Annotated in this window: 24 protein-coding genes; 16 read left to right on the forward strand and 8 right to left on the reverse strand. The window is 60.9% G+C overall.

Annotated features, from left to right (window positions below):
* Positions 1 to 24 precede the first annotated feature (24 nt).
* Positions 25 to 894 carry an aldose 1-epimerase family protein gene (locus tag AC245Y_RS31705; RefSeq protein ID WP_017997073.1) on the reverse strand — a complete coding sequence of 290 codons (870 nt, stop codon included), beginning with the start codon at positions 892 to 894 and terminating at the stop codon, positions 25 to 27.
* A gap of 104 nt (positions 895 to 998) precedes the next feature.
* Positions 999 to 1,328: a DUF6665 family protein gene (locus AC245Y_RS31710; RefSeq protein ID WP_012759907.1), complete on the reverse strand. Its 330-nt coding sequence runs from the start codon at positions 1,326 to 1,328 to the stop codon at positions 999 to 1,001.
* 204 nt (positions 1,329 to 1,532) lie between these two features.
* Between AC245Y_RS31710 and AC245Y_RS31715 the strand changes: the two genes are divergently transcribed.
* From AC245Y_RS31715 to AC245Y_RS31730, 4 genes are all read left to right on the forward strand, one after another.
* On the forward strand, positions 1,533 to 3,155 hold the full coding sequence (locus AC245Y_RS31715) for an ABC-F family ATP-binding cassette domain-containing protein (RefSeq protein WP_017997074.1): 1,623 nt from the start codon (positions 1,533 to 1,535) through the stop codon (positions 3,153 to 3,155).
* 99 nt (positions 3,156 to 3,254) lie between these two features.
* The gene (locus AC245Y_RS31720; RefSeq protein WP_017997075.1) at positions 3,255 to 3,647 is read left to right on the forward strand and encodes a VOC family protein; all 393 of its coding nucleotides are present in this window, start codon (positions 3,255 to 3,257) and stop codon (positions 3,645 to 3,647) included.
* Between the two features lie 92 nt (positions 3,648 to 3,739).
* A complete protein-coding gene (locus AC245Y_RS31725) occupies positions 3,740 to 4,330 on the forward strand; it encodes a hypothetical protein (RefSeq protein ID WP_012759904.1) in 591 nt (196 codons plus the stop codon).
* 99 nt (positions 4,331 to 4,429) lie between these two features.
* Complete coding sequence (locus tag AC245Y_RS31730) at positions 4,430 to 4,594, forward strand: DUF1328 domain-containing protein (protein WP_003549551.1); 165 nt, start codon at positions 4,430 to 4,432, stop codon at positions 4,592 to 4,594.
* A gap of 82 nt (positions 4,595 to 4,676) precedes the next feature.
* On the opposite strand, the gene AC245Y_RS31735 is transcribed toward AC245Y_RS31730, so the two are convergent.
* Both AC245Y_RS31735 and AC245Y_RS31740 read right to left on the reverse strand, forming a co-directional pair.
* Complete coding sequence (locus tag AC245Y_RS31735) at positions 4,677 to 5,036, reverse strand: EF-hand domain-containing protein (protein ID WP_017997076.1); 360 nt, start codon at positions 5,034 to 5,036, stop codon at positions 4,677 to 4,679.
* 20 nt (positions 5,037 to 5,056) lie between these two features.
* Entirely contained in the window at positions 5,057 to 5,305 is a 249-nt protein-coding gene (locus AC245Y_RS31740; protein WP_012759902.1) for a YMGG-like glycine zipper-containing protein, read from the reverse strand.
* Positions 5,306 to 5,894: 589 nt separating this feature from the next.
* On the opposite strand from AC245Y_RS31740, the gene AC245Y_RS31745 reads away from it, so the two are divergent.
* A complete protein-coding gene (locus AC245Y_RS31745; RefSeq protein ID WP_017957594.1) occupies positions 5,895 to 6,416 on the forward strand; it encodes a DUF992 domain-containing protein in 522 nt (173 codons plus the stop codon).
* A gap of 76 nt (positions 6,417 to 6,492) precedes the next feature.
* A complete protein-coding gene (locus AC245Y_RS31750) occupies positions 6,493 to 6,984 on the forward strand; it encodes a GNAT family N-acetyltransferase (RefSeq protein WP_017997078.1) in 492 nt (163 codons plus the stop codon).
* 37 nt (positions 6,985 to 7,021) lie between these two features.
* Here the strand turns inward: AC245Y_RS31750 and AC245Y_RS31755 are convergent, their stop codons facing one another.
* Positions 7,022 to 7,951, reverse strand: a complete 930-nt coding sequence (locus AC245Y_RS31755; protein ID WP_017997079.1) for a LysR substrate-binding domain-containing protein — start codon at positions 7,949 to 7,951, stop codon at positions 7,022 to 7,024.
* A gap of 72 nt (positions 7,952 to 8,023) precedes the next feature.
* Here AC245Y_RS31755 and AC245Y_RS31760 point away from each other — a divergent pair, with 72 nt between their 5' ends.
* The 10 genes from AC245Y_RS31760 (at position 8,024) to glpK (ending at position 19,181) form a co-directional block, all read left to right on the forward strand.
* Positions 8,024 to 8,941: a DMT family transporter gene (locus AC245Y_RS31760; RefSeq protein ID WP_026157685.1), complete on the forward strand. Its 918-nt coding sequence runs from the start codon at positions 8,024 to 8,026 to the stop codon at positions 8,939 to 8,941.
* Between the two features lie 98 nt (positions 8,942 to 9,039).
* Complete coding sequence (locus AC245Y_RS31765; RefSeq protein WP_017997081.1) at positions 9,040 to 9,813, forward strand: DeoR/GlpR family DNA-binding transcription regulator; 774 nt, start codon at positions 9,040 to 9,042, stop codon at positions 9,811 to 9,813.
* A gap of 118 nt (positions 9,814 to 9,931) precedes the next feature.
* Positions 9,932 to 11,446 (forward strand): glycerol-3-phosphate dehydrogenase, encoded by a 1,515-nt coding sequence (glpD, locus tag AC245Y_RS31770; protein WP_017997082.1) that lies wholly within the window; start codon positions 9,932 to 9,934, stop codon positions 11,444 to 11,446.
* 41 nt (positions 11,447 to 11,487) lie between these two features.
* The gene (locus tag AC245Y_RS31775) at positions 11,488 to 12,567 is read left to right on the forward strand and encodes an ABC transporter ATP-binding protein (RefSeq protein WP_017997083.1); all 1,080 of its coding nucleotides are present in this window, start codon (positions 11,488 to 11,490) and stop codon (positions 12,565 to 12,567) included.
* Between the two features lie 9 nt (positions 12,568 to 12,576).
* Positions 12,577 to 13,647 (forward strand): ABC transporter ATP-binding protein, encoded by a 1,071-nt coding sequence (locus tag AC245Y_RS31780; RefSeq protein WP_017997084.1) that lies wholly within the window; start codon positions 12,577 to 12,579, stop codon positions 13,645 to 13,647.
* Between the two features lie 2 nt (positions 13,648 to 13,649).
* The gene (locus tag AC245Y_RS31785; RefSeq protein WP_012759894.1) at positions 13,650 to 14,516 is read left to right on the forward strand and encodes a carbohydrate ABC transporter permease; all 867 of its coding nucleotides are present in this window, start codon (positions 13,650 to 13,652) and stop codon (positions 14,514 to 14,516) included.
* A gap of 1 nt (position 14,517) precedes the next feature.
* On the forward strand, positions 14,518 to 15,429 hold the full coding sequence (locus AC245Y_RS31790) for a carbohydrate ABC transporter permease (RefSeq protein WP_017997086.1): 912 nt from the start codon (positions 14,518 to 14,520) through the stop codon (positions 15,427 to 15,429).
* On the forward strand, positions 15,429 to 15,725 hold the full coding sequence (locus AC245Y_RS31795; RefSeq protein WP_017997087.1) for a DUF2160 domain-containing protein: 297 nt from the start codon (positions 15,429 to 15,431) through the stop codon (positions 15,723 to 15,725). Before AC245Y_RS31790 ends, AC245Y_RS31795 begins: the two co-directional genes overlap by 1 nt.
* 81 nt (positions 15,726 to 15,806) lie before the next feature.
* Positions 15,807 to 17,531 (forward strand): ABC transporter substrate-binding protein, encoded by a 1,725-nt coding sequence (locus AC245Y_RS31800; RefSeq protein ID WP_003552212.1) that lies wholly within the window; start codon positions 15,807 to 15,809, stop codon positions 17,529 to 17,531.
* A gap of 147 nt (positions 17,532 to 17,678) precedes the next feature.
* Positions 17,679 to 19,181 carry a glycerol kinase GlpK gene (glpK, locus tag AC245Y_RS31805; protein WP_017997088.1) on the forward strand — a complete coding sequence of 501 codons (1,503 nt, stop codon included), beginning with the start codon at positions 17,679 to 17,681 and terminating at the stop codon, positions 19,179 to 19,181.
* Positions 19,182 to 19,196: 15 nt separating this feature from the next.
* Here the strand turns inward: glpK and AC245Y_RS31810 are convergent, their stop codons facing one another.
* From AC245Y_RS31810 to AC245Y_RS31820, 3 genes are read right to left on the reverse strand one after another with little or no spacing between them, the layout of a single operon-like run.
* Positions 19,197 to 20,195 (reverse strand): ABC transporter permease, encoded by a 999-nt coding sequence (locus tag AC245Y_RS31810; protein ID WP_012759890.1) that lies wholly within the window; start codon positions 20,193 to 20,195, stop codon positions 19,197 to 19,199.
* A gap of 2 nt (positions 20,196 to 20,197) precedes the next feature.
* Entirely contained in the window at positions 20,198 to 21,217 is a 1,020-nt protein-coding gene (locus AC245Y_RS31815) for an ABC transporter permease (protein ID WP_017997089.1), read from the reverse strand.
* On the reverse strand, positions 21,207 to 22,757 hold the full coding sequence (locus tag AC245Y_RS31820) for a sugar ABC transporter ATP-binding protein (RefSeq protein WP_017997090.1): 1,551 nt from the start codon (positions 22,755 to 22,757) through the stop codon (positions 21,207 to 21,209). Before AC245Y_RS31820 ends, AC245Y_RS31815 begins: the two co-directional genes overlap by 11 nt.
* Positions 22,758 to 22,821 lie beyond the last annotated feature (64 nt).

The following is a 22,821-nucleotide window of genomic DNA, read 5'->3' on the forward strand; positions in this document are numbered from 1 at the left end:
CCGGCGAGCGCTTTCCGCTGTCTTCTATTGCGGAATTTCGACCGTGAAGACGAAGCTCGCCACCGCGCCCGGCGCCAGGATCGTGGTGGACGGCCTTTTCGAAAGCTCGCTCGAGCTCCCCTCTTCCGCAGCCGTTCCGTGCCAGGGCTCGATGCAGAGGAAGGGCGCGCCCGGTTTGGTCCATAACGCAAGGTTGGGCAGGTTTTCGAAATGGAACTGCATGGTCGGCCCGTGTTCGGCGCCATAAGCCAGCCCTTCGCCCGCACCATCAGGGAAAATCATCGCATCCTGCTCGAACATCGAATGATCGAGCACCAGCCGGCCGGCTTTGAACGGGGAGGGCAGGGCCGCAGGGTTGATGAGGCCGCCTTCCAGCCGCACAAGCGCCGGCTCGCCTTCATTGTCGAGCGTGACGATGTGGTCGCGGCCGGAAGTACCGGGCAATGGCCAGGCGAAGGCCGAATGGAAGCCGAGACCGAAGGGCATTGGTTTCCGGTCGCGATTGGTAACCTCCGCCGTGACAGTCAACGCGTGACCCTCCACCGCATGCACGACGGCCAGCTGAAAATCGAAAGGATACACCGCCCGGGTCGCATCCGAGGCGACCAGTTCGAACCGGCACATCGTCTCGGTGGAGGCCGCAAGGGTGAATTCGCTGCGACGGGCAAAACCATGCTGGGCGATCGGATAAAGCGTGCCGTCGATCGTTACCTTGTCATCCGGGGCCTTGCCGACGATCGGAAACAGGATCGGTGACCGCCCGGTCCAGAAGGCTGCGTCGCCGGTCCATAACCAAGAGCGCCCGTCGCTTGACGTGAGCGACTGCATCTCGGCGCCGAGGGAGGAGACATCGACGGTGAGATCCTGATTCCCGATCCGAATTGAGATTGGCATCGCGTTTCCTTTCGCATTGGTTCCGCATCAAGCCATACCGTTCCGCCCCGGCGATTTCCACCCAATAGCGAGGCTGGACGGCTGCCACACCAGCCGTCGCCGCGCTATTTTCGCACTGCGCCCAATCTCGCGATTACTTCGTTGGGGATGCCGTAACGCTGGATGGCGTCGCGGTTGTTCCGCAAGCCGCAGATCTCACGCTGGATGAAGAATGCCCAGACGGCGTCTGATGCTTCATTGAGAAGCCTCTCGCGTTCCTCAGCGCTCTGGCGATCGGGAGCCCAGGCCTTCAGGGCGGCAAGCGTCGCCTCCACCTTCAGTCCGTGACGTCCAAGCGAATCCGCGCGTTCCGACATCAGCTCGTATTCGAGGACGTTGAAACCGTTTTTATTCTGCTCGGATGGTCTGAAGGACTGCGGCGGACGAACGCTCATTGGCGCGAGTTCCCGTTGGTGTGAGCCGCGATATTATCCAATCCTGTTGCAAATTAAAGAAGGTGAGCATGATGTGGTTCGAAAACCGCTCAGGCTTTTCGGCATCATATTCTTGATCGAGAGGGTGGGAAACAGGGCTATCCTGCGCTTTCCCCGCATGGCATAAGCGCGCCAAAATCTCCTTCTCCAGGCGCCGCGTAAATCATGATCCGTATCGAAAATATCAGCAAGCAGCTCAGCCACCGTATCCTCTTCATCGAGGCATCCGCGGCTCTTAACAGAGGCGAGAAGATCGGCCTTGTTGGTCCGAACGGCGCCGGCAAGACAACGGTCTTCCGGATGATCAACGGCGAGGACCAGCCCGACGAGGGGCAGGTCTCCGTTGAGAGGGGCGTCACCATCGGCTATTTCAACCAGGATGTCGGCGAGATGGCCGGCCACAGCGCCGTCGCCGAGGTGATGAACGGCGCCGGTCCGGTCAGCATCGTTGCCGGCGAATTGCGCGATCTGGAGGCGGCCATGGCCGATCCCGAACAAGCCGACAACATGGAAGAGATCATCGAGCGTTACGGCGAGGTGCAGGCGCGTTACGAGGAACTGGACGGTTATGCGCTCGAAGGCCGCGCCCGCGAAGTGCTCGCGGGGCTGAGCTTCAGCCAGGAGATGATGGACGGCGATGTCGGTGCGCTGTCGGGCGGCTGGAAGATGCGCGTTGCGCTTGCCCGCATTCTCCTCATGCGTCCCGATGTCATGCTGCTCGACGAACCGAGCAACCATCTGGATCTCGAAAGCCTGATCTGGTTGGAGGAATTCCTGAAAGGTTATGAGGGCGCGCTGCTGATGACCTCGCACGACCGCGAGTTCATGAACCGCATCGTCACCAAGATCATCGAGATCGATGCGGGCACGCTGACGGCCTATTCCGGCGACTATGAATTCTACGAGCAGCAGCGGGCGCAGAACGAGAAGCAGCAGCAGGCCCAGTTCGAACGCCAGCAGGCGATGCTCGCCAAGGAAATCAAGTTCATCGAGCGGTTCAAGGCGCGCGCCTCGCATGCCTCGCAGGTGCAGAGCCGGGTGAAGAAGCTGGAGAAGATCGACCGGGTGGAGCCGCCCAAGCGCCGCCAAATCGTTTCCTTCGAGTTCCAGCCGGCGCCGCGCTCCGGCGAAGACGTGGTCAACCTGAAGAACGTTCACAAGAAATACGGCAGCCGAAGCATCTATGAGGGGTTCGACTTCGTCGTGCGGCGCCGGGAGCGCTGGTGCATCATGGGCATCAACGGCGCCGGCAAGTCGACGCTGCTGAAGCTGGTAACGGGCTCGACCGCGCCTGATCAGGGCAGCGTTGCGCTGGGCGCCAGCGTCAAGATGGGTTATTTCGCCCAGCACGCCATGGATATTCTCGACGGCGAGCGGACCGTCTTCCAGATGCTGGAAGACCAGTTTCCCCAGGCCGGGCAGGGGCCTTTGCGCGCGCTGGCCGGATGCTTCGGTTTCTCCGGCGACGATGTCGAGAAGCGGTGCCGGGTCCTGTCAGGCGGCGAGAAGGCTCGGCTGGTCATGGCGATCATGCTGTTCGACCCGCCGAACCTGCTGGTGCTCGACGAACCGACGAACCATCTCGACCTCGACACCAAGGAGATGCTGATCAAGGCGCTGTCGCAATATGAGGGCACGATGCTGTTCGTTTCGCACGATCGGCATTTCCTGGCAGCACTCTCCAACCGGGTGCTGGAACTGACGCCCGAGGGTGTCCACCAATATGGCGGCGGCTACACCGAATATGTAGCGCGCACCGGCCACGAGGCGCCCGGCCTGCGAAGCTGACGGTTTTTTGCGCAGCATGTCGAAACCGTCAGCGTCGAATCGACAAGCGGAGAGCAGGCCAGCGATATCGGTTGGCCGCTCGAAGCAACGGAGGAGATAATGCCCATGCTGTTGGATCGGATCGAGGTCGTCACCCTGTTCGTCGATGATATCGACGAGGCCAAAGCGTTCTACCAAAAGGTCTTTGCGCTCGACGTCGTTTATGAAGACGCGGTATCCTCTGTCCTGAAATTCTCGGGAACGATGATCAACTTGCTCGATGCAGCGCAGGCGCCTCAGCTGGTCGAGCCATCCGCCGTGTCAGCCCCCGGTTCGGGCGCACGCATCCTGCTGACGATCAAGGTCGATGACGTCGATTCGGTTTGCGCGGAGCTGCAGAAACTCGGGGTTGCGCTGCTCAATGGTCCGATCGATCGTCCATGGGGCCGCCGCACCGCGGCCTTTGCGGATCCGTCAGGCCATGTCTGGGAGGTCGCGCACGAATTGCGCTAACCCCCCTCGTGCGATTTAAGTTTTGCCGTCATCGGCCTTACGGACGGGCCGCTTCTTCCAAGCGAAGAGCGGATTCGACGGCTATTGCCACGATGATGACCAAATTCCGTGGTGTTCGGAGGCCTCTTCATGCAATCGGGGACGGGCGCATCGGCATGGACTGGATCAATCGTTATATCGATCAGCCGCTACTGCACGGCGCGGCGGGTTTGTTGCGGAGTTGGCATCTCCGCACGCGGCAACCGCCGGAGCTGCTGGAGCCGACATGGAATCTCGTCGTGCTCTCCTTTCTGCTGATCGCGAGCGGGCAGGTTATGGCCGGCAAACCTTTTGCGCTCAGTGTCGCCGCGCTGATCATGCTGGCGCTGCCGTCTGCGCGAAAGCTGCTTTCGGCTGTGAAGGCAGGGCAAGGCGGGTACGGCGCCCGGGAGTACAAGTCGCTGAGAGCGCGCGCCATCGCCAAACGTGAGGCGGAGTGGTCGGTGCGGATCATCGTCCTCTTTGCATCGGCCTGCCTTCCGTTCATCGCCCGCATCGACGATCCGGTGGGAGCCTGTTTCATGTTGGGAGCCAGCATCTGGTTCGTGCTGACCGGGCCGCTCAAGGCCTATCTCGATGCAGCCGAACCTCCCGAGCCGAATGAAGGCGACCGGACGTACAGCGGCGCCTTTCATTTCGGCTGAAGGGAGCCGATGCGACGCCGCATGTCCCGACCATCAGATGGACGGGAACCAAATGCGGCCGTCTCCGTTATCTCCGCAGCAACGTACAAGGAGATTGCGATGCTTTACTACGCTCTGGTGTTTCTCGTCGTGGCCTTGATTGCCGGCGTCCTCGGATTTGGCGGCATCGCAGGGGCGTCAGCTTCCATTGCCCAGGTTCTGTTCTTCATTTTCCTGGTGCTGTTCGTCGTATCGCTCGTCATGCGACTGATGCGAAAAGTATAACGCGGACAGATTAAAGTATAAAAACCCGGCGAAGCACATCGCCGGGTTTTTCTTTATTGCCACATTCGGTTTCATGTCTCCGTCACTGAAGGCTTCCGTCCCGGTCGTGGTCGGCTGTCGCGAAATCCGCCATCACCCGCTGCATGAATTCGCTTCGGCTGATCCGGCCGTTATGGTTCGCGTCGGTCAAAGTGAATTGCTCGACCGTCAGGATCTGCACCGTCTCGTCGGACTGCAGGCTGCCGTCCTTGTTCTTGTCGAGACTTCCGAAAGCCGAGCCCATGAAGGTCTCGTATTCCGATCGGTCGACGGTCTTGCTGGTATTTGCGTCAAGCCGATCCATCTGGCCCTGATACATTGATCCGGGCTGTTGCTGTTGTTGCGCCACTGCCCCAACGCATTGGCACAGTATGAATGTGGTCACCAAAGCCAAAGTTTTCATCGCTTGATATCCCTCCCCAATTATCGGCAAGCCAGGCGGTTACCCACGAAGCCGCCGCCGCCTATGCCGGCGCCGACAGCAAGCACCTGCCCGGTTCCGGCGCCGATCGTGCTGCCGATCAAGCCACCGACAATCGCGCCGCCGACGGTTCCGGCGATGCAGCCGAATTCGGAATTACGATCCGAGACGGCCTGCGACGTCGGGCCGGACTGGCAGGCGGAGACGGCAAGGCATCCCGCCAGTATGATGTTTGTCCTGCGTATGCGCATCTTTCCCTCCCGATAAAATTACCCGTTATCTCCAATAGAGATCGGCGGGCGTACGATTGTTCGGCCCCCGCGAAAATATCGCCTGATTATATTTCTCAAATTCAGATTTAGTTTCTGTTCGAGCAGAAGCAGAAATCCGGAAAACAAGCGGAAATGCTGCGGCAATGCCAAGCAATCATGCTGTTTCTCTCCAGTTGCACTGCTGCATGGAGAGTATCTTCGATACAGTACAGCTATCTATACGGCATGGCAACCTGCGCGATCATCGATACTATCCAAATAGGGGCGCCTGCGATGTGCATGATACCGCTCGTCGAGAGTTGACGGCGACCAGGATCGTGCCTTTCCGGCAACCATCCCTGACAACATCGTGAAATAACCGGATGACGCGAAAAGATGCCTTCGAAATGTCCCAATGGGAGCTGAACCGTAAGCGTGTTTATCGCTTGCGCCCTCCCAGGCGCTTTGACATGCGATGCGTAAATGATGCCGGTTCGGGATCGTTTTGCGGTTCCGTCCGTTATCTGTTGCCGAATCTGGTGGCGAGTAGCCGGGTATGCTCCCGTCACGATTTGAGAAGGAGAGACTTATGAACAAAATTCTTGCGACGGCTTTTGCCGCGGTATCGTTGACGTTTGTCGGCGCTGGGGCGGTCAATGCCGCCGATCTCGGCACCAGGACATATGAGGAGCCGGACCTCCGCAATGGCGTGAAGATCGGTTACCTCACCTGCGATATCGGTGGCGGCACGGGTTACGTGCTCGGTTCCTCCAAAGAGGCCGACTGCATCTTCCAGTCGACCGTCGGCAACGAACTTTCGGATCGTTATACGGGTGAAATGAGAAAGCTGGGCATCGACCTTGGCTTCACCACGCGCAGCCGCCTGATCTGGGCCGTGTTCGCGCCGACGGCCGGCTATCACCGCGGATCGCTCGCCGGCCTCTACGTCGGCGCCACCGCCGAAGCGACGCTCGGCGCCGGTGTCGGCGCCAATCTCCTGGTTGGCGGCACCTCCGGCTCGATCCATCTGCAGACGGTCAGCCTGACCGGTCAGCTCGGCCTCAACGTTGCGGCCGGCAGCGCCTCGATGACGCTTACACCAGCGAATTGATATGGCCTTGTGACGTCCCCTGCCGCGTCGCGGCAGGGGACGTCATCTCGTCCGAGGCAAGATTTTGCACCCTCGCATGCCCAAGCCGGATCACGACATGATGGATATTCGAATGTCAACGCCCAGCGAGGACGAGATCCTGGTTGGGCACTATCTGAAGATCTGGGACAGCTACGGCACACCACCGGAACATTACAGGCCTGATGCGGCGGCGCGGATTTTATCTTTCATCAGAAGCGGTCGCGAAGAGCGCCGCCTGACCTCGTTCCTTGCCATCGTCGACGGCGACATCGCCGGTTCAGCATCCTGCCAGCTGCACCAATCGCCGTTTCCGGAGGTTATTCAGCCGGAACAGCGGCTGCACGGTTACATCTGGTCCGTCTATGTTGCCGACGCCTTCCGCCGGCGCGGCATCGGACTGGCGTTGACCAACAAGGCTGTCGACTATCTAAAATCGATCGGCTGCACGACCGCTGTCATCCATGCCTCGGATGCCGGCGAGCACGTCTATCGGGCCACTGGTTTCGAACTGGCGAAGGAAATGCGCCTGAAGTTTTCGGCGGAATAGCGACCGGCGATCGCCGGGGCCGCCGCCAGCTTTCCGCCTACGCTTTCGCTCGGCCGGGTGCGATAAAAGTAGCGATCGTCGCCTCGTCGTGGCCGGCCTCGCGCAGGAAGCGGCTAGCGAATTCGATAGCAGGGCTTCTCAGTGCCTCGTCCGGTCTAATCAGATGAAAGGCCACATGATAGTCGAGCGTCCGCTCCGATACAGCGACGACGCGTCCGGTGGCCATCGCGGCATCCGATAGCGGTGGCCGCGCGAGCGCGATCCCGAGGCCTTGCGCGCAGGCATCGATCACAAGATTGTAGTCCTCGAAGCGCCGATCGTGGCCGCGCGGTATATAGTCGACGCCCTCACGAGAGAGCCAGCGCCGCCAGCCTTCAATATTCGAATCGTGCAGGATCGGCAGATCGAGCAGCGCCGAGGCATCGGAGCGCTGCCCGAGCCGCTCCGCCAACGCCGGGGCGGCGATCGGAAACGATTTCTCCTGCCAGAGCGGTAGGGCGCGCACGCCGGCCCACGGTCCCTTGCCGCAGCGAATGGCAAGATCCGTGCCTTCGCCGAAATCCGCCAGCCGGTGTTCGAGCGTCAGCTCGACATGCAGCTCGTTTCCTTCGAGCTTCGGCAGGCGCTGAAACAACCATAGAGAGGCGACAGAGGGCGTCACCGAAAGGCGAACCACCGCCTTGTTGCGGCGAGGCAGCCAGCGTTCGCCGCTATTGCCGAGCAGCGTAAGTGCTTCTTCGGCCCGCGCGAAAAACCGCATGCCTTCCGGCGTCAGGCGCACGCCCCGGGCTTCGCGCGCAAACAGGCGCACGCCCATCCAGCGTTCCAGGCGCGAGACCTGCCGCGACACCGCGCCGTGGGTGATGCCGCTTTCCTCAGCGGCGGCCGAAAACGATCCGAGCCGGGCGGCGCGGGCAAAGGTCTCGAGCGTATCGAGCGGCGGAAGCACTGGCGAGCTGTGAACCATACGCACATTTGATCATCGATTGCGATGCTTTTCAAGCACGCATCGAAGGCCTACTCACTGTCGCAGGAACATATGGAGGTGAAAATGAGCATGGCGGCAAGCGCACCGGTTTCGACGAAACAGCAAGGCGGGTTCGATCTGGTGGCCTTTGCGGCGATCGTGGTCACCATCCTCTCCTGGGCTTCCTCCTTCGTGGTGATCCGCATCTGTCTTGGACCACTGACGCCGATCGAACTGGCGACGGCGCGTTATGTGGCAGCCGGCGCCATCGCCCTCGTCTATCTCGTCATCTATCGGCCGATGCCGGAAAAACGCGATTTTTTCCGCCTCTCCGTTGCCGCCGTGCTCTTCATCGCCGCCTATGCGGTTCTGCTGAACACCGGCGAGCAGACCGTTGCGGCAGGACCGGCGAGCTTCATCATCAACACCATGCCCGTCTTCACCGCCCTCATCGCCACATTCGCGCTCGGCGAGCGCTTCGGCCGCTGGGGCTGGGCGGGCACCGCGGTTTCGTTCGGCGGCGTGGCGCTGATTGCGGTCGCCTCCGACGGCGGCTTCAAGCTCGATCCGAACGCTGTCCTCATCCTTGGCGCAGCGCTCTGCTCGGCGATCGCCAGCGTGCTGCAGAAGCCGCTGCTCGGACGGTTGCCGGCACTTGCTGTCACTGCCTGGATCCTGCTCATCGGTTCCGTGCCACTGTTTCCGGCCGTCCCGGCGACGATTCAGGCGCTGGCCGCCGCACCGGCGGAGGTGAACTGGGGCGTTGGCTATCTCGTTATCTTCCCCACCGCGATCGGCTACCTCACATGGGCGATCGCCCTGAAGCGGCTGACGGCGGCCCGCGCCTCGAATTTTCTTTACGGCGTTCCGCCGGTCGCCACGCTGATCGGGTTTGTCTGGCTGGGCGAAACGCCGACGGCGCTCGGCGCGGTTGGTGGCGTCATGGCAATCCTCGGCGTGCTGATCGTCAACGTGATGCGGAAGCGGTAGCGGCAAATTCGGGCCGTGAAGGCGGCCCGGCAAACAGTTAGGCATTGCGCCGCCGTTCGCTTTCTTTAAAACGAAAGCAGATCGAAAGGCACACGCTCATGTTCTTGACCGACCGGCAAACCGAAATCGTCGCGATTGCGAAAACGAGCGGAAGGGTGCTGGTCGAAGAGCTCGCCTCCCGCTTTTCGGTGACGCCGCAGACGATCCGCAAGGACCTGAACGATCTCTGCGATGCGCAGGTGCTGACCCGCATCCATGGCGGCGCCACCTTCCCGAGCGGGACAGAGAACGTCAAATACGAGGCGCGGCGGCAGATCGCCGCTTCCGAGAAGCAGGCGATCGGCATTGCCGCGGTCGAACTGATCCCGAGCGGGGCCTCACTCTTCATCAATATCGGAACGACGACCGAGGCGGTAGGCGAGGCGCTCGCCGACCATCACGAGCTGATGGTGATCACCAACAATATCAATGTTGCCAATCGCTTGCGTCTTTTTCCGGCGATCGAGGTCGTCATTGCCGGCGGGGTGGTGCGCGGCTCGGACGGCGGGATCGTCGGTGAGGCGGCCGTCGATTTCATCCGCCAGTTCAAGGTCGATTACGCCGTGATCGGCGCTTCGGCGATCGATATCGACGGCGCGCTTCTCGACTATGATTTTCGCGAAGTGAAGGTTGCCCAAGCCATCATCGCCAATGCCCGACATGTCATTCTCGTTGCCGATTCGACGAAATTCGAACGCACCGCACCGGTCAGGATCGGCCAGCTTTCCCAGGTTCATACCTTCATCACCGATCACTGTCCGGTGCCCTCGATCCGCAATCTATGCCTCGAAAACAATGTGAAACTGATCGAAACGAACGGCAGATTTCGCTAGACAACGACCCTCACAAACATTCGTTTGACATTCGTATTCCTTTCGTTTTAACTGATGTTACTTTCGCAATTGCGCAAGTTTTGTGCGATGCGAAATCAATGGCAGTCTCGGAGGGGGAATGAGCCGGGAGATTCACGACATATTCGTCATCGGCGGCGGCATCAACGGCTGCGGGATCGCGCGTGATGCTGTGGGGCGGGGTTATTCCGTCGCATTGGCCGAGATGAACGATTTTGCTTCGGGTACCTCGTCGGGCGCCACCAAGTTGATCCATGGCGGCCTGCGTTACCTCGAGCATTACGAATTTCGCCTGGTGCGTGAATCGCTGATGGAGCGCGAGATTCTCTGGGCGATGGCGCCGCACATCATCTGGCCGCTGCGTTTCGTGCTGCCCTACCACAAGGGCGGCATCCGTCCGGCCTGGCTGATCCGGCTCGGCCTCTTCCTCTACGACCATCTCGGCGGCCGTAAGCTGCTGCCGCCGACATCCGTTCTCGACATGCGCAGCGATCCGGCCGGCAGGCCGCTGAAGGCGCTGTTTTCCAAGGCCTTCGAATATTCCGACGGCTGGGTCGACGATGCCCGCATGGTTGTGCTGAACGCCCGCGACGCCGCCGACAAAGGCGCGACCATCATGCCGCGCACCAAGGTGGTGTCGGCAAGGCGCGAGAATGGCCTGTGGCATATAGAGACCACCGATACCGTCACTAGCCGCAATGACAGCCATCAGGCCCGCATGCTGGTCAATGCCGCCGGTCCTTGGGTCGACCATGTCATCCGTTCCGCCTTCGGCCAGAACGAAGCCCACCACGTCCGCCTCGTCCAGGGCAGCCATATCGTCGTGAAGAAGAAGTTCGACGATGCGAGAGCCTATTTCTTCCAGAATCCTGACAACCGCATCATCTTCGCCATCCCCTACGAGGGCGACTTTACCCTGATCGGTACCACCGACCGCGACTACACCGCCGATCCGAGGGATGTCAGGATTTCGGAGGAGGAGACGGTCTACCTCTGCAATGCGGCGTCGGAATATTTCAAGGAGCCCGTCAGGCCGGAGGATATCGTCTGGACCTATTCGGCCGTCAGGCCGCTGTATGACGACGGCGCCTCGAAGGCGCAGGAGGCGACGCGCGACTATGTGCTGAAGCTGGAAGGCGAAGGTGCCGCGGCGCCGCTGCTCAACGTCTTCGGCGGCAAGCTCACCACCTATCGCCGGCTTTCCGAACATGCGCTGGAGAAGATCGGCGCTGCGATCGGCGCCAAAGGCGCCCCGTGGACGGCCAAAAGCCATCTGCCGGGTGGCGACTTCGCGGTCAAGGGTTACGAGGCGGAGGTCGCCAAGCTGAAGCGGCGTTATTCGTTCCTCGCCGATCGGCATGCCCGCAGGCTGGTGCGCCGCTATGGCACCAGGGCCGAGGCGCTGCTTGGCGATGCCAGCGGCATCGATGATCTCGGACGGCTGTTCGGTGGCGATCTCTACGAGGCAGAGGTCACCTATCTCGTCGAACATGAATGGGCCCGGCACGCCGAAGACGTGCTGTGGAGGAGAACAAAGGATGGTCTGCGCCTTTCGAAAGAGCAGGCCCAGTCACTGGAGGAGTACATGGCTGCCATGCCGGCGATGGCCGGGTAGGAGCCATGTGGTCCCCGCTGCGTGGAGGCACGGGAATCGGAATGCTGGAATTGCGAAACGCCGCCAAGATGGTGGGCGCGGATTATCATATCTATCCGACCGATCTGGTTCTCGAGCGGGGCACGCTGAACGTCCTGCTCGGGCCGACGCTCGCGGGTAAAACGTCGCTGATGCGACTGATGGCGGGGCTTGACCGTCCCACAGGCGGCTCCATCCATTTCGACGGCACTGACGTCACCGGCATGCCGGTGCAGAAGCGCAACGTCGCCATGGTCTACCAACAGTTCATCAATTATCCGGCATTGACGGTCTACGAGAATATTGCCTCGCCGCTGCGGATTGCCGGCAAGGATGCCAAGATCATCGATCTGGAGGTACGCAAGGCTGCCGAACTTCTGAAACTCGGGCCTTATCTCGATCGCACGCCGCTTAACCTCTCGGGCGGCCAGCAGCAGCGCACGGCGCTTGCCCGTGCACTCGTGAAGAATGCGAGCCTTGTTTTGATGGACGAGCCGCTGGCCAACCTCGACTACAAGCTGCGCGAGGAACTGCGGCAGGAATTGCCGCGCATTTTCGCCCAGTCCGGCGCGATCTTCGTTTATGCCACGACGGAACCCTCCGAAGCCTTGTTGCTGGGCGGCAATACGGCAACGCTCAGCGAGGGCCGGATCACCCAGTTTGGCCCGACGGTCGAGGTCTATCGCAATCCGCTCGATCTGACGACGGCGAAAACCTTTGCCGATCCGCCGCTGAATTTTATTGATCTAATCAAATCGGCAGGCAATTTCCTGCGCGACGGCGCTGTGATTTTTGCCGTGCCGCGGCATCTTCAGAATGTGCCAGACGGGCCGGCAACGATCGCGTTTCACCCCCATCATCTTGCACCAACCGCCCAGACGGCTGATTCGGCGCGGCTGACAGCACGGACACAGATTTCGGAGATCACCGGGTCGGAAAGTTTCGTGCATCTGCAATTTGCCGACACCCGCTGGGTGATGCTTGCGCACGGCATCCTCAATGTCGACCCGGACACGGATCTCTCCGTTTTCATCGATACGCGCCACCTTATGGCGTTCGGCGCGGACGGCCGGGCGATCACCACTGCTAGGCAGAGGGGCTAGGAGAAGATCATGGCACGTATCACCCTCGATCATATTCGACATGCCTATGGGCCGAACCCGAAGAGCGAGAAGGACTACGCTCTCAAGGAAGTGCACCACGAGTGGAACGATGGCGGTGCCTATGCGCTGCTCGGACCTTCAGGCTGCGGAAAGACCTCGCTGCTCAATATCATTTCGGGCCTTATTCAGCCCTCCGAAGGGCGAATTCTCTTTGACGGACAGGATGTTACGAACCTGCCGACGCAGCAGCGAAATATTGCGCAGGTATTCCAGTTTCCGGTCATCTACGACACGATGACTGTCTATGACAATCTGGCTTTCCCCTTGCGAAACCGCGGAGTCGCGGAGCCTGATGTTGATCGTCGTGTCCGCGAAATATTGGAGATGATTGATCTTGCAGATTGGGCCAAGCGTCGCGCGCGCGGTTTGACGGCGGACCAAAAGCAGAAGATTTCGCTCGGCCGCGGCCTCGTGCGCTCGGATGTGAACGCGATTCTCTTTGACGAGCCGCTCACTGTTATCGATCCGCATATGAAATGGGTACTGCGATCGCAGCTGAAGCGGCTGCATAAGCAGTTCGGTTTTACCATGGTCTATGTCACGCATGACCAGACGGAGGCGCTGACCTTCGCCGACAAAGTCGTGGTGATGTACGATGGCGAGATCGTGCAGATCGGCACGCCGGCCGAGCTCTTCGAGCGTCCGAGTCATACCTTCGTCGGCTACTTCATCGGTTCTCCGGGCATGAACTTCATGCCAGCCAAGGTGGAAGGCCGCACGGTTCGGGTCGGCGAGCATGCGCTGACGCTCGACTATGCGCCAAAGACTTCGGCAGCGGCCAAGGTAGAGCTTGGAATCCGGCCCGAGTTTATTCGGGTCGGCCGCGAGGGCATGCCTGTGACCGTCAGCAAGGTGGAAGATATCGGCCGGCAGAAGATCGTCCGCGCGCAGTTTGCCGGCCAGCCGATCGCGATCGTCGTCCCTGAGGACGAGGACATTCCGGCTGATCCGCGGGTGACCTTCGAGCCATCGGGTATCAGTATCTATGCCGACTCTTGGCGCGCCGGACCGGAGGCTTGATGATGGAAAAAACCTGGAACAACAAAGCGTGGTTTCTGGTCCTGCCGGTCCTCGTGCTGGTGGCATTCTCGGCCGTCATTCCCTTGATGACGGTTGTGAACTATTCCGTTCAGGACACTTTCGGAAACAACCAGTTCTTCTGGAACGGAACTGACTGGTTTACCGAAATCCTGCATTCCGACCGATTCTGGGCCGCTCTACAGCGAAACCTGATTTTTTCGTTGATCATTCTCGCTCTTGAGATCCCGCTTGGTATCTTCATTGCGCTCAACATGCCGAAATCGGGCATCGGCGTGCCGGTGTGCCTGGTTCTGATGGCGCTACCACTGCTGATCCCGTGGAACGTTGTCGGCACGATCTGGCAGGTGTTCGGCCGCAACGACATTGGTTTGTTTGGCTATTACATCAATGCCATCGGCATCGATTACAACTATGTGCAGGATCCGTTCGACGCCTGGGTGACGATCATCATCATGGATGTCTGGCACTGGACGAGCCTGGTCGTCTTGCTTTGCTATGCAGGCCTCGTTTCCATTCCGGACGCTTTCTATCAGGCAGCCAAGATCGACGGTGCGTCTCGTTGGGCTGTGTTCCGCTATATCCAGCTGCCAAAGATGAAGCGCGTTCTTCTGATCGCCGTGCTGCTGCGTTTCATGGATAGTTTCATGATCTACACCGAGCCTTTTGTCGTCACTGGTGGCGGTCCCGGCAACGCGACCACTTTCCTGTCGATCGATCTGGTCAAGACCGCCCTCGGACAGTTTGACCTCGGTCCGGCCGCTGCCATGTCGCTGGTCTATTTCCTGATCATCCTGCTGCTTTCGTGGGTGTTCTACACCGTCATGACAAGCCACGACGCGGAGAATTGAAATGAGCGCCTCCAACGAAACGACAGCGAGCCGAAAAATCTCTGGCGCTACCAGTGTCGCAAGCGGTCTCTCCTCCGATGAAGTCAGCCGTCTGATGCGCCGGCGCGGCGAGGAATCGCGCTGGTGGTGGGTGGTTCCGACGATCTATATCATTGTGCTCCTGCTGCCGATCTATTGGCTTGTTAATATGAGCTTCAAGACCAACGCGGAAATCGTCAATTCTCTGACGCTTTATCCTCATAAGCCGACGATCGCCAATTACGTAACGATCTTCACGGAGAAGGCCTGGTATTCCGGCTACATCAATTCAATCACCTATGTCGTGATTAACATGGTGATCTCGGTGGCAGCCGCGCTGCCGGCGGCCTATGCCTTCTCCCGTTATCGGTTCCTTGGTGACAAGCATCTTTTCTTCTGGTTGCTGACGAACCGGATGGCGCCGCCGGCGGTCTTTGCCCTGCCGTTCTTCCAGCTCTACTCAGCCTTTGGACTGATCGATACGCACATCGCGGTGGCATTGGCGCATTGCCTCTTCAACGTGCCGCTTGCGGTCTGGATCCTTGAAGGCTTCATGTCCGGCGTGCCGAAGGAAATCGACGAAACGGCCTATATCGATGGCTATTCGTTCCCGCGCTTTTTCCTGAAGATCTTCACGCCGCTGATTGCGAGCGGCATAGGTGTCGCCTGCTTCTTCTGCTTCATGTTCTCCTGGGTCGAGTTGCTGATCGCACGAACGCTGACGACGACCGACGCAAAGCCGATCGCTGCCACCATGACCCGTACCGTCTCTGCATCCGGCATGGATTGGGGCCTGCTCGCCGCCGCCGGTGTTCTGACCTTGATCCCAGGAGCGCTGGTGATCTGGTTTGTGCGCAATTACATCGCCAAGGGCTTCGCCCTGGGGAGGGTTTGATGAGCTTTTCGTTTCCCGATTTTTCATGGATGGCATGGACCTGGCCGACGGCCACTTTCTTCGTCGTCATCGCATTGCTGCTGATCGGCATGGGGGTCTGGGAATACGCCGCTCCGGGCGGCAATCCCCGGATCGGAATCCTGCGCTTCGAGACGACGCGCGGTGACCGGCTTTTCCTTTCGCTGCTCGGCAGCGCCTTTATCCATCTTGCCTGGCTTGGTCTCGCTGGATCAAGCCTCTGGTGGGCTCTCGCTCTCTCCGTTGTCTACGCCGTTGGCGTATTCCGTTACGTGTGAGGCAAACTGATGCAGATGGCCAGGGTTTTTCTGGCCGCCTGAGACGTGAAGACTGCAATCGCAAAACCCTGGGAGGATATCATGCGAAGGCATTTATTGACGACGACAGCAGCCGTGCTGCTGGCCATGACCGGGTCGGCCTATGCCGGCATGGACGAGGCAAAGACTTTTCTGGATAAAGAGATCGGCGACGTGTCGACGCTCTCTCGCGCCGACCAGGAAAAGGAAATGCAATGGTTCATCGATGCTGCGAAGCCTTTCCAGGGGATGGACATCAAGGTTGTTTCGGAAACCTTGACCACCCACAAGTATGAGTCCGAGGTTCTAGCTCCGGCCTTTACTGCGATTACCGGGATAAAAGTCACGCACGACGTCATTCAAGAGGGTGACGTTGTCGAGAAGATCCAGACGCAGATGCAGACCGGGCAGAACCTTTATGACGGCTGGGTCAACGACTCCGACTTGATCGGCACCCACTGGCGCTATCAGCAGGTGCGCAACCTGACCGACTGGATGGCCGGCGAAGGCAAGGACGTTACCAACCCCGGCCTCGATATCGACGACTTCATCGGCACCAAGTTCACGACAGCGCCGGACAAGAAGCTCTACCAGCTTCCCGACCAGCAGTTCGCCAACCTCTACTGGTTCCGTTACGACTGGTTCAACGACGAGAAGAACAAGGCCGATTTCAAGGCGAAATACGGCTACGATCTCGGCGTTCCGGTCAACTGGTCGGCCTACGAGGACATTGCCGAATTCTTTACCGGCCGTGACGTCAACGGCAAGAAGGTCTTCGGCCATATGGATTACGGCAAGAAGGACCCGTCGCTCGGCTGGCGCTTCACCGACGCCTGGCTGTCGATGGCCGGCAATGGTGACAAGGGTCTGCCGAACGGTCTTCCGGTCGATGAATGGGGTATCAAAGTCGACGAGAATTCGCGTCCCGTCGGTTCGTGCGTCGCGCGTGGCGGCGATACCAACGGCCCTGCATCGGTCTATTCGATCCAGAAGTATCTCGATTGGTTGAAGGCGTACGCACCGCCGGAAGCTCAGGGCATGACCTTCTCGGAATCCGGTCCGGTGCCGGCGCAGGGTAATGTCGCGCAGCAGATCTTCTGGTACACGGCGTTCACCGCAGACATGGTCAAGCCTGGCCTGCCTGTCATGAACGAAGACGGTACGCCGAAATGGCGCATGGCACCGAGCCCGCATGGCGTTTACTGGAAAGACGGCATGAAGCTTGGCTATCAGGACGTCGGTTCCTGGACGCTGATGAAATCGACCCCGACGGACCGTGCAAAGGCCGCGTGGCTCTATGCACAGTTCGTGACCTCCAAGACGGTTGACGTGAAGAAGAGCCAGCTCGGTCTCACCTTCATCCGCGAATCCACCATTCGCGACAAGAGCTTTACGGAGCGCGCTCCGAAGCTCGGCGGCCTGATCGAGTTCTATCGTTCGCCAGCCCGCGTCCAGTGGTCGCCAACCGGTACCAACGTTCCCGACTATCCGAAGCTGGCTCAGCTTTGGTGGCAGGCTATCGGTGACGCCGCTGCCGGCGCCAAGACACCGCAGGAAGCCATGGATTCTCTTTGCGGCGAGCAGGAGAAGGTCATGGGCCGTATCGAGAAATCGGGCGTCCAGGGTGATATCGGCCCGAAACTCGCCGAAGAGCATGATCTCGCTTACTGGAACGCGGATGCGGTGAAGAAGGGCAACCTTGCGCCGCAGCTGAAGATCGAGAACGAGAAGGAAAAGCCGGTCACGGTCAACTACGACGAACTCGTCAAGAGCTGGCAGTCGAAGTAAGGCGGACCAGGCCGGAAGCGACGGGGCTTCCGGCCATCACTTCCTGCCACCGGCAACAAGCCGGTGGCACCCACAATCTTTCTCTCATGAAACGTCCGCGTCCTGCTGTCCTCGGCAGGAGCGGTTTCGCGCGAGCCGGAGACGGATATGAGCGGCTATATTCTTTCAATCGACCAGGGCACGACCTCCTCGCGCGCGATCGTCTTCGACAGCGACATGAAAATGGCCGGCTCGGCGCAGGCGGAGATCACTCAATATTATCCGCAGCCCGGATGGGTGGAGCATGACGCTGCCGAAATCTGGCAGTCCGTCGTCGATACTGTGCGCAAGGCGATCGCCGATGCCGGACTTGATGCCGCCGACATTGCCGCGATCGGCATTACTAATCAGCGCGAGACGGCGGTCGTCTGGGATCGCAGGTCCGGGACACCGCTTCACCACGCGATCGTCTGGCAGGACAGGCGCACGGCCGAGATGTGCGAGAGCCTGAAGGCCGATGGATACGAGAAGCTGTTCAGCGCCAAGACCGGGCTGCTGCTCGACCCCTATTTCTCCGGAACGAAGCTGCGCTGGCTGCTCGACAATGTCGATGGCCTGCGTGAGAAGGCGGAAGTGGGCGATGTCTGCTTCGGCACGATCGACAGCTGGCTGATCTACAATCTGACTGGTGGACGCGTGCATGCCACCGATGCGACCAATGCATCGAGGACGCTGCTCTACAATATCGATGACGGTGCCTGGGATGAGGAGCTTCTCGGCATTCTCCGCATTCCGGCCGCCATGCTTCCTGACGTCAGGGAATGCGCCGATGATTTCGGCCGCGTCGACAAGGCGCTGTTCGGCGCGGAACTTCCGATCCTCGGGGTCGCCGGCGACCAGCAGGCAGCGGCGATGGGCAACGCCTGCTTCGAGCCCGGCATGATGAAATCCACCTATGGCACCGGCTGCTTTGCCCTGTTGAACACCGGCCGGGATCGTGTTTCCTCCTCCAACCGGATGCTGACGACGATCGCCTGCCGGCTCGACGGCGAGACGACCTATGCGCTCGAAGGCTCGATCTTCATCGCCGGCGCCGCCGTGCAATGGCTGCGCGACGGCCTCGGCATTATCGACCAGGCGTCGGAGGCGGGAGTGCTTGCCGCCAAGGCCGATCCCGGACAGCAGGTCTACATCGTTCCGGCCTTCACCGGCCTCGGCGCCCCCTATTGGGATCCGGCTGCGCGCGGCGCGATCTTCGGTCTGACGCGAAACAGCGGGCCGGCGGAATTTGCCCGCGCGGTGCTTGAATCCGTCGCCTACCAGACGCTCGACCTGCTGGTGGCGATGAAGAAGGACTGGGGCGTCAACCAGCTGGAAACGGTGCTGCGCGTCGATGGCGGCATGGCGGCTTCGGATTGGACGATGCAGTGCCTGGCCGACATGACCGGAAATCCTGTCGACCGGTCGGCGATCCGCGAGACGACGGCGCTGGGCGCAGCCTGGCTTGCCGGCTCGAAAGCCGGCATCTGGCCCGGCAAGCGGGATTTTGCGCAGGCCTGGGCCTGCGACCGCCGCTTCAGCCCTTCGATGGATGAGACCGAGCGGCAAACGAAGATCATCGGCTGGAAGAATGCCGTATCCAGAATGATTTCGGACGCCTCCGCGGGATAGAGCCGCTTCCGGCACTTACGCGCCGGCGGCCTTTCTATTGATGAAGCTCAGGGCGAGCACGGCGAAGATCAGCGTTCCCGTGCCGACCTGCTGCCAGTAGAAATTCAGATCGGTCAGCAGCAAGCCATTGGCGACGATGCTGAGCAGCAGCGCGCCGAGAACGGTGCCGCCGACATTCGGCCGTCCGAGCGGGCTGAGCGTGGTGCCGATGAAGGTCGCGCCGATGGCATTGAGCAGGAAGGCATTGCCCGAGGAGGGGATGTAGGTGGTGACGGTTGCGGTCAGGATCAGGCCGGCGATTGCCGCGATCAACCCGACCAGGATGAAAGTCACCGCGACATGGGCCGGCGCGGCGATGCCGGAATAGCGCACGACGCCCGGCTGGATGCCGATCGACAGGATGACGCGGCCGAAACGCGTGCGGGCAAAAACAACGGCAGCGGCCGCGATGACGACGATGGCGGCGGCAAGCGGCACCGGAAAGCCGGCGATCGTGCCGTGGCCGAGAAAACGGAAGGCTTCCGGCACGCCGTTCGGCGGCAAATAGACCGGATTGCCGCCATTGGTCAGCAACTGCTGAACGCTGCGGCCGATGAACAGGGTGCCGAGCGTGGCGAGGAACGGCGACACGCCGATCCCGGAAATCAAGAGCGCGTTGAAGGCGCCGACGAACGCTCCGGCGGCCAGTCCCGCGAGGGCGGCGACTGCCACCGGCTGCCCGGCGACGACGAGCGAAACGAAGGCGAAGCTGGCAAAATCCATTGCCGTTCCCACCGAAAGATCGATGCCACCCGATGCGACGGCGAAGGTCATGGCGACCGAGACGATAGCCAGCAGCGTGAAATTGTTGACCAGAATGCTCTGCAGGTTGGCAGGCGTCAGGAAAGTCGGGGTTGCCACGGAGAAGGCGGCAAACACCGCAACCAGGGCGAGGATCAGCCCATAGCGCACCAGGCCGCCGGCGATGAGACGCGGCAAGTCGATGCTGGCGGGGGGAGGGGTCTGGAGCGACATGGTCAGGCCTCCTGCCGGCGCAGCAGCGTGGTCGCAGAAACGACGATGAGAATGAGCACGCCCTGGACGCCGCTGACCAGCGTGCTCGAAATGTTCAGCAGCTGGAAACCATTGACCAGGAAGCCGACCAAAAGGGCCGAAAGCAGCGTCCCGGTGATCGTCGGAACCAGCCGGCGCGAAAAGACCGAGCCGAGGAGGGCCGTCACGACGACGGGCAATAGCATCTCGCCGGCGCCGGTCGTGCTGCCGCTCAGATAGGAAACCGACAGGATGCCTGCGATGCCGCCCGAGACGCCGCTGGCGAGGAAGGCGCCGGCCAGCAGCCGGCGAAGCGGCAGACCGGCGGCACGCGCCGCATCCGGAAACTCACCGACGGCGTAGAGACGCAGGCCGAGCGGAGTATATTGAACGATCGCCGTGGTGATGGCCGTGAAGCCGAGGAGCACATAGGCAAGAACCGGGATGCCGAAAGGATCCGAGGCGGAAAGCGCCGACAGGAATGGTGTCGAGGCGGGCAGGACGGTATTGCCGGTCAGCACCAACTCCAGGCCGGCGACGACGTTCATGACGGCAAGCGTGGCCAGCAGCGGCACGATGCCGGCATAGACAACGGCAATGGCATTGACCGTGCCGATCAGGGCACCGGTCAAGATTGTCGCGGCAATTGCCGCCGCATCGCCGTAGCCGAGCTGCGTCAGGCTCGCATAGACGGCGGCGCTGAGACCCATATTGGCAGCCAGCGACAGGTCGATGCCACCGGTGACGACATTGGAGCCGCCGGCGATCAGCACGATCGTCAGACCGATGGCAAGCACACCTGAGATGGCCGATTGGCCAAGCACATTGCCGATATTGCCGATGCTGAGGAAATAGGGTGCGGTCAGCGAGAAGATGATCAGGATGGCGGCGAATGCGATCGGCGATCCGAAGCGCAACGCGGTCGCTGCAATATTGCCGGCCCGTCGGGGAGGCGGTTCCGCAGCGGAAAAACCGGAAGGCGCGAATTCCACTTCAGCCGACATGGCGATGTCCCTCGGATGATCCGGTCGATTGAGCGAGCACCGCATCCGCCGTGGTCTCCGACGAGATGAATTCCCGCGCCACGCGGCCGCGGAAGAGCACGAGGATGCGATCTGTGATGCCGACGAGTTCGGGCAGGTCCGAAGACAGCACGATGACGCCGGCGCCGCGCGACGCGAGTTCGCCGATCAGCGTATAGATCTCGACCTTGGAGCCGATATCGACTCCAACAGTCGGCTCGTCGAGGAGATAGACCTCGGAACGGCGGCTCAGCCACTTGGCGATGGCCACCTTCTGCTGGTTGCCGCCCGAAAGCGTGCGCAGCAGGGCGTCCCGCCCATTGGTCTTCACCTGAAGCCGCGTAATCAGAGCGTCCACTTCTTGCTGTTCGCGTCTGCGATCGAGAAAGCCAAAACGCGTGAAGCGGCCAAGGCTGGAAAGACTGATATTTTCCGCGACGCTGAGGTCGAGCGCGACGCCGTGGCGACGCCGATCTTCCGGCACCAGGGCGATCTCGCGGCCGGCCGCCTGGGTGGGATTGGTGAAACGGGCAGCCTTGCCACTGATTTCGATATGGCCGGAAGCCGGGGTCTCCAGACCGAAGAGAGTGCGGACCAGCTCCTTTGCGCCGGAGCCGAGCAGGCCGGTGAGGCCAAGCACCTCGCCGCGGCGAAGCGTGAAACTGATGTCGCTATATTTCCCCGGCGCCGACAGCTGCTCGACCTTGAGGATTTCCGCGCCGGGCGTCACCTGCGGCTTCGGAAACATCTCCTTGATGTCGCGTTCGACCATCAGCCGCGCAATCGCGCCAGCCGAGGTCTCCCCGATCGGCAGGGAGGCGACGTCCAGCCCATTGCGCAGCACGGTGACGTGGTCGCAGAGCTCTTCGATTTCGTTCAGGTAATGCGAGATATAGATGATGGTGACGCCTTCGTCGCGCAGACGGCGGATCAACCGGAAGAGGATATCGGCCTCGCGGCGCACCAGTGCGGCCGTCGGCTCATCGAAGACGAGCACCTTCGGCTGATTGAGGAGCGCGCGGGTGATTTGCACGATCTGCTTTTCGGCAGTCGACAATTCGCTGATCAAGGCGGCGTTCGGCAACCGGATACCGAAATAGTCGTTGAGAATATCAGACGCGCGACGTTGCATCAGTCGCCGGTCGAGGAACGGTGTGCCCGATATCCGCGGTTCCCGGCCAAGGAACAGAGCTTCGCCGACGGTGAAGGTCGGCACCAACAGCCGGTCCTGGTGAATGAAATGGATACCGAGCTCTTCGGCAAGATGTGGTGTCAGCCTGTCGAATGTTTGCCCTTCGATCTCGATCCGGCCGCCATCCGGCTGATGAAGACCGGCCAGCAGTTTGATCAGCGTCGACTTGCCGGCGCCGTTCTGGCCGACGAGACCGTGGATGGTGCCGCGCCTGACGATCAGCGACGCACCGGCAAGCGCCTGCGCACCGCCGAAATGCTTGACGATGCCTTCAAAGCGGATGATGTCGTCGCGGGCCGTCACCGGCGGCTTCAACGAAATGGCCGTCATATCGATCTCTCCGGGCGGGCAGATTGCGAGCGATCCGGCGATGACCGGACCGCTCGTGTTCAGT

This window comes from Rhizobium sp. SRDI943, assembly GCF_057653695.1.

Excerpts from the sequence above, each read along its gene's own strand:
- AC245Y_RS31725 (WP_012759904.1), top strand. The coding sequence starts at position 3,740 with ATGATGACCAAATTCCGTGGTGTTCGGAGGCCTCTTCATGCAATCGGG.
- AC245Y_RS31765 (WP_017997081.1), top strand. The coding sequence starts at position 9,040 with ATGTTCTTGACCGACCGGCAAACCGAAATCGTCGCGATTGCGAAAACG.
- AC245Y_RS31760 (WP_026157685.1), top strand. The coding sequence starts at position 8,024 with ATGGAGGTGAAAATGAGCATGGCGGCAAGCGCACCGGTTTCGACGAAA.
- AC245Y_RS31720 (WP_017997075.1), top strand. The coding sequence starts at position 3,255 with ATGCCCATGCTGTTGGATCGGATCGAGGTCGTCACCCTGTTCGTCGAT.
- AC245Y_RS31785 (WP_012759894.1), top strand. The coding sequence starts at position 13,650 with ATGGAAAAAACCTGGAACAACAAAGCGTGGTTTCTGGTCCTGCCGGTC.
- AC245Y_RS31750 (WP_017997078.1), top strand. The coding sequence starts at position 6,493 with ATGCCCAAGCCGGATCACGACATGATGGATATTCGAATGTCAACGCCC.
- AC245Y_RS31790 (WP_017997086.1), top strand. The coding sequence starts at position 14,518 with ATGAGCGCCTCCAACGAAACGACAGCGAGCCGAAAAATCTCTGGCGCT.
- AC245Y_RS31705 (WP_017997073.1), bottom strand. The coding sequence starts at position 894 with ATGCCAATCTCAATTCGGATCGGGAATCAGGATCTCACCGTCGATGTC.
- AC245Y_RS31800 (WP_003552212.1), top strand. The coding sequence starts at position 15,807 with ATGCGAAGGCATTTATTGACGACGACAGCAGCCGTGCTGCTGGCCATG.
- AC245Y_RS31745 (WP_017957594.1), top strand. The coding sequence starts at position 5,895 with ATGAACAAAATTCTTGCGACGGCTTTTGCCGCGGTATCGTTGACGTTT.
- glpD (WP_017997082.1), top strand. The coding sequence starts at position 9,932 with ATGAGCCGGGAGATTCACGACATATTCGTCATCGGCGGCGGCATCAAC.
- AC245Y_RS31775 (WP_017997083.1), top strand. The coding sequence starts at position 11,488 with ATGCTGGAATTGCGAAACGCCGCCAAGATGGTGGGCGCGGATTATCAT.
- glpK (WP_017997088.1), top strand. The coding sequence starts at position 17,679 with ATGAGCGGCTATATTCTTTCAATCGACCAGGGCACGACCTCCTCGCGC.
- AC245Y_RS31815 (WP_017997089.1), bottom strand. The coding sequence starts at position 21,217 with ATGTCGGCTGAAGTGGAATTCGCGCCTTCCGGTTTTTCCGCTGCGGAA.
- AC245Y_RS31755 (WP_017997079.1), bottom strand. The coding sequence starts at position 7,951 with ATGGTTCACAGCTCGCCAGTGCTTCCGCCGCTCGATACGCTCGAGACC.
- AC245Y_RS31810 (WP_012759890.1), bottom strand. The coding sequence starts at position 20,195 with ATGTCGCTCCAGACCCCTCCCCCCGCCAGCATCGACTTGCCGCGTCTC.
- AC245Y_RS31730 (WP_003549551.1), top strand. The coding sequence starts at position 4,430 with ATGCTTTACTACGCTCTGGTGTTTCTCGTCGTGGCCTTGATTGCCGGC.
- AC245Y_RS31780 (WP_017997084.1), top strand. The coding sequence starts at position 12,577 with ATGGCACGTATCACCCTCGATCATATTCGACATGCCTATGGGCCGAAC.
- AC245Y_RS31795 (WP_017997087.1), top strand. The coding sequence starts at position 15,429 with ATGAGCTTTTCGTTTCCCGATTTTTCATGGATGGCATGGACCTGGCCG.
- AC245Y_RS31820 (WP_017997090.1), bottom strand. The coding sequence starts at position 22,757 with ATGACGGCCATTTCGTTGAAGCCGCCGGTGACGGCCCGCGACGACATC.
- AC245Y_RS31735 (WP_017997076.1), bottom strand. The coding sequence starts at position 5,036 with ATGAAAACTTTGGCTTTGGTGACCACATTCATACTGTGCCAATGCGTT.
- AC245Y_RS31740 (WP_012759902.1), bottom strand. The coding sequence starts at position 5,305 with ATGCGCATACGCAGGACAAACATCATACTGGCGGGATGCCTTGCCGTC.
- AC245Y_RS31715 (WP_017997074.1), top strand. The coding sequence starts at position 1,533 with ATGATCCGTATCGAAAATATCAGCAAGCAGCTCAGCCACCGTATCCTC.
- AC245Y_RS31710 (WP_012759907.1), bottom strand. The coding sequence starts at position 1,328 with ATGAGCGTTCGTCCGCCGCAGTCCTTCAGACCATCCGAGCAGAATAAA.